Below are 16,580 nucleotides of genomic sequence, written 5' to 3'. Positions count from 1 at the left end.
ACGGGACGCACCGAGGGCCCGGTACCTGCTGGCGTCAGGTATCGGGCCCCCGGTGTTCCCCGGCTACGCGGCGCTGTAGTGGCTGGGGCGGCCGTCCCGCAGGACCAGCCGGCCGCACCGCTCCGCCTCCGCCCGGCGCACCAACTCCCAGCGCCCGTCGGCGCGGTACAGCGGCGTGGCGTGCCAGGGGGTGGCCCAGCCGTCCGCGGCCGTCAGCAGGTGGATGCCGAACTTGGCCGAGCCGGGCGGCTGCGGATGGATCGACAGCCGGACGGCCCGGGGGTGCTGCTCGGCTATCAGCTCGCCCCAGGCCCGGCTGCGCTGGATCACCCCGTAGGCGCGGCGGCGGCACTCGCGCTGCAGGGCGGAGCGGGTGCCGGTGAAGCGGCCGGCCGCGTCCTCCACCAGGAAGCGGGTGATCCCCCGGTAGAGGGCCAAGGCCTGCTCGTCCTCGCGGAGTTCGTCGCGGAGGCGGGCGACGGTCGGGGCGTGGCGCTCGTGCACCAGGGCCCGTTTCTGGTCGTGGGTGCGCTCGCCGTACACGTCCCGCAGGTCGAAGAGGGTGAGACGGTGCAGGCCGTCCTGACGGATCATCGCGGCCAACTCGTCCGCGTAGGAGTCCACATGGGCGTCCGGCACGCCGATCAGGTCGCCGAAGACGTGTCCGTCGGAGCAGACCACCAGCCGGGCGCCGGGCGGGTGCACCGTCGAGACGCGCTCGCAGAGCCCGTGCAGGAAGGCCAGTGCGCGGCGCTCGCCCTCGTCCGGCAGGTGGCCGAGCACCTTCTCGGGGCTGGGTGACTTGCAGGGGAAGCCGGGGAGGGTGAAGGTGATCTCCTCCCCGGCGGCCACGAATCCCTCCAACTGGCTTATCTGCTCCGGGAAGTCCTCCGTGGTGAGCGGGCGCCCCCGCTGAGTGGACCGGCAGTGGGGGAGCAGCAGGGCAAGAACGTCGGCGGCGCGTGACAAGAGGGTTCTCCGGTAGGTGCGGTGGTGCTGGATCAGGAGCGACGGTCGTACGCCACGGGCAGGCGGTCCACGCCCCGGGCCAGTACGGCGGGTGTCCAGGCGAGCGCGTCGAGCTCGCCGGCCGGCCGCAGCCCCTGGAGGCGGCCGGCCAAGGTGCCGAGGGCGATCTGGAGTTCGGCCCGGGCGAGGGCGGCTCCGGGGCAGAAGTGGATGCCGTGGCCGAAGGCCAGGTGCGGGTTGGGCGTCCGGTCCAGGTCGAGCCGGTCGGGGTCGGGGAAGCGCTCCGGGTCGCGGTTGGCGGCGGCGAGCGAGACGATCACCGAGTCCCCGGCGGGGACGCGGGTGCCGTGCAGCTCGTCGTCGACGGCCAGGAAGCGCCAGGTGGTCAGCTCGAACGCACTGTCGTAGCGCAGCAGTTCCTCCACCGCCCGGGGCAGCAGGTCCGGCTCGGCCCGCAACCGGGCCAGTTGGCGGGGGTGGCGGAGCAGGGCCACCAGTGCCGTGCTGATCTGGTTGGTGACGGGCTCCTGGCCGGCCACCAGGAGCTGGAACACCATCGAGTCCAGCTCGGCCGGGGTCAGTTCGCCCGCGTCGCATGCCGCCACCAGTCGCGTCAGCAGCCCGCTCTCCTCCTGCCGTCGGCAGCGCTCCACCACCTCGGCGATGTACCCCTCCAGCTCGCGCAGGCGGCGCTCGTAGGCCGGCCGGCGCGGGTCCTGCGGGCCGACCGGCTGCACCACCTTCCCCCAGTCCCGGTCGAAGCGCTCCGCCAACTCGCTCGGCAGCCCGATCACTTCGGCCAGCACCCGGAACGGGAACAGCGCCGCGAACCCGGCCACCAGGTCCGCCCCGCCGTGCTCCGGCAGCGCGTCCACCAGCCCGTCCGCGATCCGCTGGAACCTCGGCCGCAGGGCCTCAACCCTGCGGGGCGCGAAGGCCTCCCCCAGCAGCCCGCGCATCGCGGTGTGCCGGGGCGGGTCCTGGTGGAGCAGGTGCACCTGGAGGCGGGAGTGCTGCGGCTCCGGCATGATCGACGCGAGCTTCCGCCAACCCTCGTTCCCCAGGCGGTGGTTCTTCCCCAACCGCCCGTCCCCGAGCGTCTCCACTGCGGCCCGGTACCCCGTCACCAGCCAGGCCGCCACCCCCGACGGGAACCGCACCGGATGCACCGGGCCGGCCGCGCGCAGCTCCCGGTACAGCGGGTACGGATCCCGCTTGAACCTCTCCCCGTACAGCGGCACCCGCTGCACCGGACACCCCGACGACGACCCCGCTGGACGTTCTCCACCCGACACGGCGCACAGGCCCTTCCCACCGACGACGGACGACCGGCGGGCCGCCCGCCAGAGCAGTCGGCCGCCGGCCGCCCGGAGTTCCCGGGCCTGGCACGTGTGTTCGGTGGGTCAGGCGCGGGGGTGGTCCGTGGTCTCGGTGATGAGGTGCTGGTGCCAGGGGGTGGGGGTGTGGGGCGTGGGGAGGAAGGTGGTGAGGAGCTGGTCGAGCTTGCCCTGGCGCCAGTCGCGGTCCTTGGCGGGGGTGGCGGCGTTGAGGGCGTTGAGGCGTTCCGCCGCGAGGGTGCCGGCGGTCTGGCGGGCGGCGGGGACGGCCTGCGCGACCTGGTTGAGGGTGGCGAAGGTGAGCGCGCCGGGGGCCGGGGTGCCGAGCGGGACGGCCGCCGGGTTGGTGCCGGAGAACGGGACGCGGGGGTCCAGGTGGCCCTGCTCGCGGAGGCTGATGAGGTCCACGAGCAGGGTGCTGCGCAGGCGTTGGAGCTCCTGGGCGACCTCAGCCCGCTTGGGGCCCCAGTTCTGGTTGAGGATGCCGGCCACGTCGGTGTCGAAGCGCTTGAGTTCGGCCTCGGCCATGCCGGTGTAGATCCGGGCCAGGTGCACCGCCTCCTGGGAGGGGGTCGGTGGGGTGAGGTCGAGGGGGCGCTGACGGACGGCGGTGACGGTGGAGGCGGCCTCGTTCGTCGGGTCGACGCTGGTCTCCTGGCTGACGACCTGCCAGCCGTCGGTGGGGCTCTTCCAGAGGAAGTTGGTGACCTCGTAGAAGGCGGACTGGGTGCCGCTCTCGTACTCCTCCGAGCCGAACCAGTCGGTGGGCTGCTGGGTGCGGCGGAAGTCCAGCGCGCTGGAGTTGTTGGTGGTGCTGGACTGGTAGTGCCAGGCCGTGAAGACGTCCGGGGTGGCCCCCGGGGTGACGGCGAGGGCGCAGCCGTTCATCACGGCGGTGAAGACGAACTCCGAGCCGGGGACGGTGGGATCGGGGTCGAGGGGCACGGGGGTCGAGCCCACGGTGTGGAGCTGTCCGCCGGGGGCGCCGGCCAGGTAGGGGATGTACGAGGCGGTCAGGTACCGCTGGTCGGCCGGCGGGTTGGCGAAGCGCTCGGCGAAGCGGGAGACGAACGGGTCGTCCGGGTGGGCCTCGACGTACTTCTCGACGGCCGGGGTGAGGATCAGCGCGTTGTTGCGGCGCGGGTCCGGGACCAGGGTGAACCAGTTGTCGGGCTGGGTGTTGGCCCAGGCCATGAACTGGCGCGCCTCCTGCTGGTCGAGTCCCGGTCGCCTGAGCTCCATCCCGAGTGCACCGTCGTAGGACAGGATGTGGTCCCGGAGGAAGTCGGCCGGGGAGTCCGTGAGTTGACGGTTCGCCTCGACCGGGTCGGGAAGGGTGAGTGGCTGCGGCGCGGCCACCGGGGGCGCGGTCTGGGGGGTCGTGTCCGAGGTGGAGTTGCCGAAGAGCGAGCTCAGGAACGGTGCGCCGAAGTCGGCCCGGAAGTTCCGGTCGGGGGTGAGACCGGGCAGGGTGGACTCGTCCGGTCCGGCGGCCGAGGCCCAGACCTTCCAGCCGGCGGTGCGCGGGTCCGGGAGCGAGCCGGGGGTGGCCTCCCAGGACTGCCGTGTGCTCGGGTCCACCCAACGGAGCGTCCCGTCCGCGCCGTTGACGAGCGCCACGGTGTGGCCGACCTCGCCCTCGCGGCCGACCAGCACGGTGGCGAAGGAGCCCGGACCGCCCCGGCCGACGTGGTCGATCAGGGAGTCCACGGCGGGTTGCCCCTCGCCGAACAGGTGCGGCAGGTCGTGGCGGCGGTTGAGCACCTGGGCGGCGTGCTGCTCCACCGCGCCGGTGTGGGTCTGTCCGGACGGGCGGGGGCGTCCGTAGTGGGTGTCGCGGTACGCCTCGACGGCTTCGAGGCAGCTCTGGAGGTCGTCGCCGAGCCGGAAGTCCGGCCCGGGGGAGACGGGCTGCCCGTGCGGGGTGATCAGGCCGAGGAGTTCGGGGGTCGGCTGCGGGAAGCGCCGGCCGTCGGTGAACTCGCGCAGCGCGGCGTGCTGTTCGGAGTCGGCCGGGCGGTAGCCGCGGTCGTGCAGGACGGCGTCGGTGTTCTCGTACGCGGGCGTGCGACGCCGCTTGGCCGGGGGCTCGCCACGGTCCTGGGCGGGCGGCACGGAACGGCGGTCGGAGGCGGGCGGCGGAGGCGAGACGTGGCCGGCCACCGGCGGACGGTTCGTCGAACCGAAGCCGGAGGACGGGCCGTCGGCCTCGGACACGGCCTCGGACGCCGGGGCGCGGACCGGGCCGAGCTGGAACGGGGCGGCGGGCGGCGGAGGGGAGGTCTGGTGGCCCTGGGTCGCGGTTGCGGCCTCGGTCTCGCTGTCGCTGTCGTCGTTGAGGGTGAAGTCGTCGTCGAAGATGCTCGGACCGGCCTCGGCGTCGCTGTCGTCGTTGAGGGTGAAGTCCTCATCGAAGATGCTGGGACCCTCGGCGGACGGGTGCAGTTGGAACGGCCGCTCCGGGCTCGGGGGTTGCGGAGTGGCGGCGCGCGGCGGTTCGGGGGTGGACGGGGTCGACTCCTGGCGGGGGGTCGGCACCGGGGTGGGCTCCACGACGGGGGCGGTCTCGGGTTCGACCGACGGGGGCGGGGAGCTGCGGAGGGTCTCGGTGGGCTGGTCGTTCAGGTGGACCAGGGCCACCAGCAGCTGGTTCTGCTGCCAGTCGTTCGCGCGGCCGGTGAGCTCGGAGGTGTACTGCTGGTACGGCGAGCCCTGCTGGGCGAAGCCGTTGAGTACGTCGGCGATCACCTGGGCCTGATCGCGGTCAGGGGCGGTGGACTCGGCCTGCAGGTCGGCCGCGTCCTTGAGCTCCTGGACGAAGCCGTTCTCCCGCTCGCGGATCGCGGCGGAGACCTCGGCCAGCCGCTGCCTGGCCTCCGGGACGGTGCCGAGCGGGATCTGGGAGAGGTCGTCCCCCCGCATCATCCGGCGCTCCTCGGCCGCCCGGCCCTCCGGGGAGAGGGCGCGGTCGAGCGCAGCCCGCTGATCGGGGGTCATGCCGGCCCCGAGCAGTTCGGCGAGCCGCTCGTGGTCGTCGCCGAGCCCCTCGGCGAAGGCCTCCAACTGGTCGCTCTTGAGCTCGAACGGGCGCCCCGAAGTGTCGTCGGCGGGAAGGGTGTTGAGCCAGCCGTCGGCGATCTCCCGGTTGTAGACCGCCTTGCGCAGGCTGTCGTAGGCCGGGGCGAACTCGACCGCCGCGGTCCAGTCGTTGCCGGAGGCCAGTGCGTCGGTGACCTTCTGGAGTTGGTCGCGGACGGCGACCGCCGCGTGCGCCCGCTCCAGGGCGTCGGCGCTCTTGGTGCCGCTCTCGGCCAGCTCGCGCAGGGCGCGCTGCTCGGCCGGGTCGGTCAGGCCGTCCGCGCGGTCCGCCAACAGGTCTGCGGCAGCGCGGAGTTCGCGGACGGCCGTGTCGACCTCGGCCTTGGAGGCGTCGGGCTTCAGGGCGGCGTCCCAGGAGTCGTCGAGCCGCTCCTTGGCGTCGCCGGGCAGGTGGTCGCCGGCCCGGGAGCCGAGGTCCTGGGCGGCGGTGGAGGAAACCGCCTCGGGGTAGGGGGTCGTGCCGGTGACAGGGGAGAAGTAGGGGCGGCCGGTGAGCTGGCTGGTGCCGGTGGTGTTGGCGCCCTCCTGGACGGCTGGCAGGCTGCCGAGCTGGAAGACCTTCTCGAAGGAGTCCTGGCTGAGCGGGCCGGAGCGGAGCACCAGCACGTCGTCCGGGCCGAGGGTGTCCAGCAGTCGGTTCATGCCGTCGGCGTCGAGGGTCGCGAGGTCGGCGCGCTTGAGCCAGGGGGCCTCGTACCGCGGGGCGTACGGGACGTCGTGGTTGCCGACCTGGAGCAGGACGGCCGGCTTGCCGAGCCCGGCCTGGTGGATGCCCGCCGCGAGGTTGTCGGGGGCTGCCGCCTGGCGGTCCGGGGTGAGCCGGGCCAGGCCGTAGAGCGGCATCAGGTCCAGGGAGCCGGAGTTGATCCGGCCTGCCATCGACTGCAGGGCGGGGCTGTCGGGGAAGGAGTGCGGGTCGGGGGCCGGGACGTGCTGCTGGAACAGCGCGTTCTTCTTGTCGACCGTGCCCTCCAGCGGCAGTACGCCGAAGCCGCCGTCCTCGGTGCGGGAGAAGACCGCACGGGTGGACATGCCCCAGGCGTACGGCGCCAGCACCACGGCCTTGTCGGCGCCGGTGTAGTCGAGCAGCGCCTTGGAGTTGTCCCCGTCCGCGCCGATCTCGTCGCTGGCCGCGACCAGGGTGAGCCCGCCCTGCCCGACCGGGGCCGGCTGGTTCTCGCCGTGCGGGTCGAACTCGTCCGGCGCGTAGTGGACCTGGCCGCCGCCGAGGAGTCCGGCGTCGAGCATCCGGTCGAGGCGGGAGCGGACGTTGGTCGGGGCGACCAGGTCGATCTGCCCGTCGTAGCCGAGTTCGCGGAGCGACCGGATCATGTTGACCGCCGCCGCCTGGTGGCCGGAGCCGGGGCCGGAGGCGACCACGACGGTGACCGGGGACTGCTCGGCCAGCGTCCGCGCCACCTGCTGGCGGGCCTCGACCTCCAGATCGGTGGGCGGCACGCCGCCGCGCCGGTGGGTGATGATCTCCTTCAACTGGTCAGCGCTGCCCGGGTCCTGGGTGCCGAGCCGCCAGAGGGTGTGCTCGGGCACTTCGCGGCCGAGATCCTTGAGCAGCTCCGGGCCGTGCTCGGCGCCGAGCAGGTCGCGGACGGCGTCCAGGTCGCCCGCGCGGACGTCCCGGATCTGCTGGGCGAGGGCGTCGGGGTCGGCGACGCCGTGGCGCGAGGCCAACTCGGCCGCCCGGTCGGCCGGATCGGCCAGGGTGCGGCCGGTGGAGGGCCAGCTGTGCTGCGGCGGCTCGCCCTCGGTGCGGGGAGTGGCGGCGCGCGGGGGCGGCGACGGGAGGTCGGTGTCCTGGTCGGCGGGCACGCCGCGTTCGGCCGGCTCGTGATGCCCGGCGTCGGTCGTCTGCGGCGGGAGGTCGCCGCCCTCGACCTGGGCGGTGAACTCGCGCAGGCCCTGGTACATGTCGTTGTCGGCGTCCGTGGCGCGCACCGGGTTCGCGGGGGCGTCGTGGACGGCGGACGGGTCCGGGCCGTACAACCGCTCCAGCAGGGGGAGGAGTTCGGGCTCGTTGGCCCGCACCCAGTCCGCGCCGTTGTTGCGCGGCTGGCCGGTGTACGGGTCGGTGCCGTGGTTGGTGCCGAGGTAGGCGTTGCTGACCTGGGCGAAGTACTCGTACTCGTCGCGGGCGGCGTAGTTCTCCGCCTCGCTGCCGTCGACGTGACGGCGTGCGCCGTCGGACCACTCGGAGGGGCCGTCCTCACCGAACAGACGGGGGATCGCCTCGTTGTCCAGCTTGCTGTCGAAGGTGTCGCGGATCAGCTGCCGGTCCGCGTCGGTGATGCCGAACTTGTGGATGGTGTGGGCGAGTTCGTGGGTGGTGGTGGAGTAGCCGTCGGCGTAGTGCTGGTCCGGGCCGACGGAGGTGCGCTCGCCGAGCAGGTTCTCCTCGGTGACGGCGGCCCACTTGCCGCCGGCGCCGCGGACGTCGTCCCAGCCGCGGCCGCCGCCCGCCTCGCTGTCGGCCGTCCGGCCGCCGAGGTCGGCGAACGGGGCCAGGTCGGTCATCGCCGTGTCCTTGGGAACCACGACGATCCGGCTGCCCTCGGTGAGCAGCCTGGCGGCGGTGTCCGGGTCCTGGAGCATCCGGGTGAGCTGGGCGGTCGCCTCGGCGCGCGCGGAGGCGGGCCGGTCGGCGCCGCCGTCCACGTCCACCATCAGCTGCGCGGCGGTCCTCGCGAAGTCGCCGGGCGGCAGGGAGTCGCGCAGCGCCGAGACGAAGGCCGGGTCCTGGGCGAGGCCACGCCGGTCCGAGGCGGGGAGTGCGGCGATCGCCGCCTCGCGGTCCCGGGGCGGGAGTTGGGGCAGGTCGCGGGTCAGGCCGGCGACGTCGGCGGGGCGGGTGACGGCGTAGTCGTCCCGCGGCGGGGCGGAGCGCGAGCCCTCCAGGGCGGGGGAGTCGAGCCCGCGGGAGGTGGCGGCGGGCGGCGGGGAGGCGTCCCGCATGCTGTCGTCGGACTTCTGGCTGTCGGCCTTCACGGGTGCGGGCTCCGGGTCCGGCGTGGTCCGCATCCGGTCCTCCGAACCCTGGCTCTCGGAGCGGTCGTTGTCCGGCGCGTCGGTGTCGGTGGTGGTGCCGTCGGTCCGGCTGGTGCCGGACGGGCCGGCCGTGGGCTGGGCGGGATCGGGCGTCGGCGGCGGGTTGAAGTGTTCGCCGAGGAGGCGACGACCGTCCACGAATGAGGTGTGGTCGCTGCTCTTGTAGCCGTACTGGGTCGGGTTGTAGCTGGAGTCCTCGTAGTGCTCGGCCAGAGCCTTGAGCACGTTCCGGGCCTCGGTCGGGGTCAGCTTCTTGGGACGGCCGAGGAGGTCGCCGAGCTGCTTCTCGATGTCGGCGCGCTTCTTCTCCTTGGAACCCTCGACGGGGTCGGGGACCTTGTCCGCGAAGTCGTCCAACTTCTGCGCGAACTGCTGCTGTTCGGCCTTCCGGCTCTCGACCAGGGCCTGGACGAAGGCCTGCTGATCGGGCGTGCCACCGTGGGCCAACTGACCGGTTTCCAGAGACGGGTAGAGCACCTCGGCCACGTACGGGCGGGTCTGCCAGAGTCCGCTCTGCTTGTCGTTGATGTGGCCCTTGGACTTGTCGGCGGTGATGTCCAGCCAGCCGAGCTCCTGCTTGACGCCACCCTCGGTCTTGATGATCACCAGGTCGGGGCGGGTCGAGCCGTGCGTCACCTGGGTCTCGATGGTGTAGCCGGCGTCCAGCTTGACGTCGTCCTTGATCATCTGAGTGACCATCGACTCGACCGCGTAGCCGAACTGCCGGGGCAGCAGCTTCTCGATCCGCTGGCGGTCCTCGGTCGAGGTCGCGGGGTCCGCCCACTTGGTGTAGCTGTCGGTCCAACGCTCGGTGTGGCCGTCGAGGTTGGGCACCGAATCAGGGTTGGCCAGGGCCACTGCGGCGGCCTTCTCCACCTGGGCGTCGATGGCCTCGGCGAGCTTGACCACCACGGCGCGGTCCGCCTGGTTGAGCGTGCTGCCGTCGATGGTGACGGCGAGCACGCCGAAGCTCGGCGCGTCGCCGTCGAAGACCGAGGGGTCGGCGCGCGGGGTGACCGAGTCGCCGTCGGTGTCCGAGGTGGCGGCCCAGACGTGCTTGTCGCCGCCCGCCCAGTCGCCGGGCAGGGAGCCCGGCCGGGCCTCGCGGACCTCGCCGGTGCTCGGGTCGGCCCAGCGCAGCGTGCCGTCCGGGCCGTGCACCAGCGCCACCACGTGGCCGGTGGTGCCGGGGCCGTCGGAGAACAGGACGGTGGAGAAGCTGCCGGGCCCGGCCTTGCGGACCTGGTCGATCACCGTGTCCACGCCGTGCTGCCCGGTGCCGAGCGGCACGGGGGTGCCGTGACGCTTGGTCAGCGTCCAGGCGGAGTTGTTCTCCGGGACGGAGGCGTGCGGCAGGCCGGAGGGGCGCGGGTTGCCGTAGTGGGTGTCGCGCAGCGCCTCGACCGCCTCCAGGCAGCTGAAGAGGTCGCCGCCGTCCATGGTGGCGGTGTGCGGGTTGACGTGGTCGAGGAGCTCGGGCGTCAGGTCCGGGTGCGGGCTGGAGCCGTGCTGGTTCAGGTGATCCGTGAGGGCCTGGTACTGCTCCCGAGTGGCCGGCTCGTAGCCGCGGTCGCGGAGCGGGCCGGCGGTGTTCTCGTAGGCGGGCGTGCGCTGCCGCTTCGGCCCCTCGGGACGGCCCTGGGGGAGGGTGTCGTCCTCGCGGCCGCGCTTGGTGCCGCGCGGCTCGGGGGCGGGAGCCGGCGTCGTGTCGGTGGCGGGGCGGGGGGTGAACCGGGGCCCGTCGGTGGGGCGTTGGTCCTGCGGACGGTCGGTGCGGGGTGCGGTGTCCCGGCCCGGGCCGGACGGTCGGCCCACCGGGCCGAGGCCGCCACGGTTGGGTGTGGGCGTCGGCGTCGGCGTAGGCGTGCCGGCGGCCGGGGGCGGCGGGGAGACGTGGGAGGCCGGCGGGACCTGGGCGGGGGGCTGCTGCTGCGGGGCGGCCGGGTCGGTGGACGGCGGCAGGAAGGTGTCCGAACGGTCCGCGGTGGGCGTCGCCGACGGGCGCGGGGCGGTGATCGGGCCGCCCGCGATGCGGGTGCCCTCGGGCAGGGGGGTGTGCGGAGCGGTGCCGTCCGGGGTGGCGTCGCCGCGCGGGGGAGCCACGGGCGCGGGGGACGCGACCGGCTCCGGGCGGGGCTGGGCGTGCGGCTGCGGCTGGGCCTCCGGCTGGGGCTGCTGCTGACGCGGCGTCGGGTCCGGAGTCTCGGCGGCGTGCGGCTGGGCCTCCGGCCGGGGCTGGGGGTCCTGCTGCGGGCGGGACGTCGGCTCCGGGGCCGTGGTGTGCGGCTGCGGTTCGGCCTGGGCCTGGGGCTGCTGCTGACGCGGCGTCGGGTCGGATTCCGGGCGCGGCTGGGCCTGCGGCACGGTGTTCGGCTCGGAGTCGGCCCGGACGGGGGTGGGGCGGGCCTCGGCCTCGGGGCGGGAGGGCGGGGCCTCGTGCGTAGCGGGCTGCTGACGGACCGGGTCGGAAGGGTCGGCCTGCTGGTGCGGGACGGTCGGCTCGGGCCGGACGGCGGCCGGGGTCTCGATCGGGGTCTCGGTCGGCCGGGGCCGGCTGACCGGGGTCTCCTGGGTGTGCTCGGCGGGCGGGGCCTGGTGCGGGACGGAGTTCTCCGGACGGGCCGCCGGAGGGGTGTCCTGCTGCGGGCGGACGGTTTCGGCGACCGGCGTGTGGTCGACCGGCGGGCGGAAGGTCGGCTCCGGGCGGGCGGAGGTGGCCTCGGGCTCGGGACGGACCGTCGGTGCGGGCGCTTCGGCCTGCCGCGGGGTCGGCGAGGCGTCGCCCTGCGGCGTGCGGTCGGGCGTGGCGGCGTGCTGCGGGGCGGAATCGGCAGCCCGGGGGGTCGGCTCGGCCTGACGGGGCGTCGGGTCCGGGTGGGCCGTGGCCGCCGGGGTGTCGGCGCGGGCCGGGGTCGGCGTCGGGGCCGGTGCATCGGTGTGTGCGGTGGCGGACTGCGGTCGCGGGGCGCCGCTGCTGTCGGGGGTGGGGCTGTGGTTGGACGTACCGGAGGGCGTACCGCCGGAGGGGGCGGAGTCACCACCGCGCGAGGCGGCGCCCGCACCACCGGAGTGGGAGCCGGCCGAGGCCGAACCACCGCTGCTGGTGGGTGTGTTGGTGTCGTGGGAGCCGGAGCCGCCTCGGTCCGAGCCGAACGGCGAGAGGGTGCGGCCGCCGCCGGTGGACGAGCCCGCGGTGCCGCCGGTGTCCGTGGTGGCGCCACTCGGGCCGCGGTACGCCTCGGCGCCGCCGGTCGAGCCGGTCCCGTCCGCGCTGCCGTGCGTGCCGGCCGAACCGGACGAGGAGGAACCGCCGCCGGGCCGTCCGCCGAAGGTCGGCGGGGCGTCGGCGCCGGGCAGGGTGCCGCCGGTCGGGACGTTCGGGATGTCGCCGCCGCCGAACTTGCCCTTGAGTGCCGAAGCCCCGTGCTGGAGACCGACGTTGGAGCCGCCGCTCAGGCCGGAGCCGAGCAGGCTGCCGCCGTCCACCGTGCCGGTGGTGGCGAGCTGGGCCGCGACGTCCCCGCCGACGCCGGAGACCGCGCCGCTGGCCATCTTGCCGCCGACGCTGTTCGCGGCGTTGCCGAACCCGGCCTTGCCGGCGCCCGCGCCGATGCCCTTGCCGATCATGCCACCGGCGGCACCGCCGACCGCGCCACCGATGGCGCTCTGGCCGAGCTCCTTGGTGTCCAGGCCCTTGCGGTTGCCCTCGGCGATCTGGATGGTCTGCGCGAGCAGGTTGATGGCGACTTCCTGGGCGGCCTCCTTGGCCGCGAACTCCAGGGCCTCCTTGAGCAGCTTCTTGAGGATCTGCTGGACCACGACGCGGCTGACCGCGACCGCCGCCGGGATGGTGGCCAGCGAGGCCCCGGCGGTGAACGGGGCGGAGGCCTCGGCGGTCGCGATCTCGAAGGCCAGGATGCCCAGTTGGGCGACGATCTGGATCTTGGCTGACTCGGTCGAGTTGGCCATGTTGTCCAGCATCTCGGCCATGCCCTCGCAGGACTTGACCATGCTGGGGAAGAACCCGGGATCCTCCTCCGTGCCCTTGCCCACCGAGAACTTGGCCCAGTGCGTGGACAGCCCCTCGGCCGCCTTGCCCTGTTGGCCGTCGAGCGCCCGCTTGATGGTCGAGTCCACCGACGTGCCGACGTCCGCCAGGGTCTTCCCGGCTTCGCGCCAACGGTCGGCCATCTCGCGCATCAAGTCCTCCTCGCCTTCCGGCCAGCGGGTGCCGGCCAGCAGGAGAAGGACCCACTGAAGGGGTTCGGGCAGCTCAACCGCCATGTTCTATCAGGGCCTTCCGGTGTGGTGGGGACGTCCCTTGGCGATGTCCCGCATGGCGAGGTCGGGGTGGAACAGGGCGGTCTCGGGCAGCTCGGCCTCCATCGAGGTGAGGCCGGTCTTCAGGCCCTCCTCGGCGTTGTCGTAGCTCTCGGCCATCACCTTGAGGCCGTCCGCGATGTACTTGAGCGCGGCGGGCAGGTTGCCGAGACCCTCCAACACCTTGCCGCTGTAGGTGAGGTAGCCCTTCTCGCCGTTGGCGAACTTCTCGCCCGAGTCGTCGTTGCCCCACGGGGCGCGGGCGCTCATCCCCGACATGTAGGCGGTCAACCCTCGCGTCAGCTCGGTGAGTTGGTCCGACGCCGAGAGCACCGGGCCCGCCGCCGCGCGGTACTTCTCGGGGTCGACGTTGAAGCCCTGCCCGGCATCGGGCCCGCCGGACGGAGCGGCGGACTGCGCCACCCGCTTGACCTGCTCCGCAGGCTGGGCGGCGACCCGGGCCCGCAGGGGCTCGGCCGCCTGCATCGGCTCCAGCGGTGCCAGCCGGTCCGTGGCGTGCGTCGGCTCCAGCGGCGTCAACCGGTCCGTGGCCCGCAGGGGCTCGGTGACCCGGGTGGGTTCGGCCATCTGCATGGGTTCCAACCGGGCAGTGCTCTGCACCGGCTCGGCCATCTGCATGGGTTCCAACCGGGCGGTGGCCTGCACGGGTTCGGCCATCTGCATCGGCTGGAGCCGCGCCTGGAGGGGCTCGGCGGGCTGGACGGCATCCGCCGCGACCCGGGCGGCCACCGGTTCGGTGGCCGCCACCGCCTCGGTGCGCCTCAGTTCCTGTTCTTCCATATCGCTCCTCAGCGTCCCTGGCCGGTGGCCGCGCCGGACGCGCCGGCCGGGGCGGCGGGTGCCTCACCGCTGCCCTCGGGGAAGCCCCCCGAGGTGGCGAGCCGGGCGAGTGCCGCCCGCATGAACGGCGTCGGCACCTGGAAGCCGCCCTCCTCGCGGAGCGGTGGCGGACCGTCAGCCGGAGCGGCGGGCGCCGCTGCTGCCGCCGGTTCGAGGGTGGGCGCGTCCTCGTCGGTGCGACCGCGCCGCTCGGCCACCGACCGGGCACGCTCCAGGTACGCGTCGTCGGAGGAACCCGTGGTGCCGGCTGCGGGCGTGGCCGTGGTCTCGCCACCCGAGGCCGAGCCCGCGCCCGAACCGGAGCCCGAACCGCCCGACTCCGACGTCGCGTTGAGCGTGGCCGCAGCCTCCGGCCCCAGCACGGCGGCGCTCAGCTGGCTCATGAAGTCGCCACCCGCCGCCGGTGCCTCCTGCCCGACACCCGCCACGGCGGTGTGCACGGGCTCGGGAGCCGGGGCCATGCCCGACTCCTCGACCCAGCGCTGCCGCATCCGCTGCCAGTGCCGGTCCTGCGGGTCGTGGTGGACGGCCTGGCCGAGGATCCCGGCATCGCGCAGCGCCACCGGCTCCTCCTCGTCCTCCTCCACGCCGAAGCGGGTCGGTCGGACGAATCGCGAGCCGGACTTGCCCGCGCCGGAACCACCGTGCCCGGCCCCCATCCCGGGCATGCCGGGCATGCCGCCACCGGCCATGCCTCGCGCGGACGTTCCGGCCGCACCGGCCGCGCCGGACGCACCGACGCCGCCCGCACCGAGGCCGGTACCGGAGGTGCCGCCGATACCGCGGCCGCCGACGCCGCCCGCCGTCGTGGGCGTGCCGAGCGGGTGCGCGCCGCTGCCGCCGAGGCCGCCCGCGGACCGTCCGCCGCCGGGGTTGAAGGCACCGAGTGCGGACCCGCCGCCACCCGCGCCGCCGACCCGGGCGCCGCCGCCGAGGCCGCTGCCGCCCAGGGAGCCGCCACCACCGATCCGGGAACCGGTTCCGCCGGAGCCGCCGATCGAGCCGGGCGTGCGTCCACCGGGTGAGAAGGTCGAGGGAGTTGAACGGCTCGGCAGGGTGCCGCCGGGCAGACCGGCCGGGCGGCCGGTCAGCGGGCTGAGCGGCGTGCCGCCGGTGCCGCCGCGGCTGCCGAGCGGGAGGCCGCCGATGCCACCGATGCTGCCGGGCTCGGACCCGCCCGGGGTGAACGGGCGCAGCGCCGTCATCGGCCGCAGCTGTCCCGTGGTCGTGCCCTCGGTGTTCGGCGGCTGGTGCCCCGCCAGGGTGAGGCCGCCGGGGGTGCCGGCCGACGGCAGCTTGAACGAGGGCTTCCCGTCCGGGCCGAGCGAGGAGCCTCCGGTCCCGCCGCTGCCGAAGCTGCCCGGGGAACCGCTGCCGAGGGAGCGCGACAGGGCGGGACTGGCGCTGCTGAACGGGGTCGGCGCCTGTGCCGTCGGCATCTTGAACGGCTGCAGGGCGGGTGCGCCGCCGGTGCCACCGCCGGGCGCACCGCCCGGCATCCCGGTGCCGCCGCCCGGGAGGCCGCCCGGGCCGCCGAGGCCGCCGGGGCCCACGCCGCCCGGGTTGAAGCCCTGGATGTCCACCGGCGCGGGGGCGCCGACGCCGCCGGGCATGGTGAGCCCGGTCTGCATCACGTTGGGCGCGTTGACCGTCGAGACCCCGTCGAGGCCGGTCCGCGGCGGTGCTCCGGTGCCGCCTCCGCCTCCGCCGCCCCCGCTGCCGCCGGTGAGCGAGGCGACCTCGGCGGCCGCCGTCATCGCCTGGAAGTGGCCCGAGCCCTGACGGAGCATCGAGTCCACGTTGTTGCCGACCTGGCCGACGTACGTGTTGTAGGTGGCCACGGCCTCCTTGATGCCCTCGGACTTGGCGATGTCGTCGTTCTTGCCGGCCGGGTTGTCCTCGATGTACTCCTTCGTGTACTGGAGCTCGCGGATCATCTCGTTCTTCGTCTGCGTGACCGCCTCGATGGCGCCGCGCAGCGACTGGGCGATGGCGTTCGCCGCCGTGACCGTGGTGGTGACGTGCGAGGCGTCGCCCTCGCAGAACTTGCGGAGGTAGCCCGCGAAGCTCTCGGCGGCCTCGCCCTCCATGGCCTCCATGGCCAGCTTGGCGTTGGCCACGATGGCGCCGACCCGGGTCTCGGCGAAGGTGTTCCACTTCTCCCAGGCGAGGGCCAGGTCGCCGATCAGGTCTTCGTTGGCGTCGGGGAAGACGATGGCCTTCCCGTCTTCGTTGCTCTGGATGACCTTGAGCACTTCTGCCAGGTCGGGGGGCAGCTGGATCACGGTGTCCGTCCTTCTGCGAGGGTCGACACGGGCAGGGGTCAGGCGAGCTTCGGTCCGCTACCACCGGAGGGGTGCGGCGGCGGGGGCTCCGGGTCGTCCCACTCGTTGTAGTCGAGCGTCGGCGCGTCGGCCGAGTTGAAGGTGGAGTTGGCGGTGACCGGTCCGCCGGTCTCGCCCGCGACGACCACCGTGACCGGCTTGCTCCGGGGGTCCGGCTTGACCGGGGCGACGGTCGCGTCCGCGCCCTCGATGGCCCGCAGCGAGGTCGCGTTCGACTCGTCCACGCTGCGGTAGTTGGCGACCACGGTGCGCAGGTTGGCCGCGACCTGGGCGCTGTTGGCGAGGAACTTCTGGATGCCGTCCAGCACCTGCTTCTGGTGGTCCGACAGACCGCCGACCGAACCCGTGCTGCCGGTCAGCGACTTGGCGAGCCGGTCGCTGCCGTAGACCGTCGGCTTGATCTGCTCCACCGCCGCCTTCAGCTGCGCCGTGGGCGCCTCCAGATCGTCCAGCATGGTCTGGATCATCTTCGCCGCCGCTTCGACCTGTTCCAGGTCGACCCGGAATTTCTTCCCCTCCGCCATTTCCACCCCTCGCTCGTTGCCCCACCGGTGGTCGGCGGCCCAGTCCGCCGACCATCAACTATTCG

General features: G+C 74.2%; 6 protein-coding genes. All 6 read right to left on the bottom strand.

The window, feature by feature from the left end; translation table 11 throughout:
• Positions 1-63 precede the first annotated feature (63 nt).
• Positions 64-852, bottom strand: a complete 789-nt coding sequence (locus tag ACWCYY_RS20255; protein WP_449796839.1) for an L-tyrosine/L-tryptophan isonitrile synthase family protein — start codon at positions 850-852, stop codon at positions 64-66.
• A 149-nt stretch (positions 853-1,001) separates the two neighbouring features.
• Entirely contained in the window at positions 1,002-2,219 is a 1,218-nt protein-coding gene (locus ACWCYY_RS20250) for a cytochrome P450 family protein (RefSeq protein WP_449796838.1), read from the bottom strand.
• 153 nt (positions 2,220-2,372) lie between these two features.
• Entirely contained in the window at positions 2,373-12,749 is a 10,377-nt protein-coding gene (locus tag ACWCYY_RS20245; RefSeq protein ID WP_449796837.1) for a WXG100-like domain-containing protein, read from the bottom strand.
• A 6-nt stretch (positions 12,750-12,755) separates the two neighbouring features.
• Entirely contained in the window at positions 12,756-13,586 is an 831-nt protein-coding gene (locus tag ACWCYY_RS20240; RefSeq protein ID WP_449796836.1) for a hypothetical protein, read from the bottom strand.
• Between the two features lie 8 nt (positions 13,587-13,594).
• A complete protein-coding gene (locus ACWCYY_RS20235; protein ID WP_449796835.1) occupies positions 13,595-15,931 on the bottom strand; it encodes a WXG100-like domain-containing protein in 2,337 nt (778 codons plus the stop codon).
• Between the two features lie 38 nt (positions 15,932-15,969).
• Positions 15,970-16,515, bottom strand: coding sequence for a WXG100 family type VII secretion target (locus tag ACWCYY_RS20230; RefSeq protein ID WP_345285844.1), 546 nt, complete (start codon positions 16,513-16,515; stop codon positions 15,970-15,972).
• Positions 16,516-16,580 lie beyond the last annotated feature (65 nt).

It is taken from the genome of Kitasatospora sp. NPDC001664 (assembly GCF_053596675.1).
Note: the sequence above shows the minus strand (reverse complement) of the source record. Positions and strands in the feature narration are given on the sequence as shown.

What these genes read in the sequence shown, in the direction of transcription:
- ACWCYY_RS20245 (WP_449796837.1), bottom strand. Translation starts at nt 12,749, where the DNA reads ATGGCGGTTGAGCTGCCCGAACCCCTTCAGTGGGTCCTTCTCCTGCTG.
- ACWCYY_RS20240 (WP_449796836.1), bottom strand. Translation starts at nt 13,586, where the DNA reads ATGGAAGAACAGGAACTGAGGCGCACCGAGGCGGTGGCGGCCACCGAA.
- ACWCYY_RS20230 (WP_345285844.1), bottom strand. Translation starts at nt 16,515, where the DNA reads ATGGCGGAGGGGAAGAAATTCCGGGTCGACCTGGAACAGGTCGAAGCG.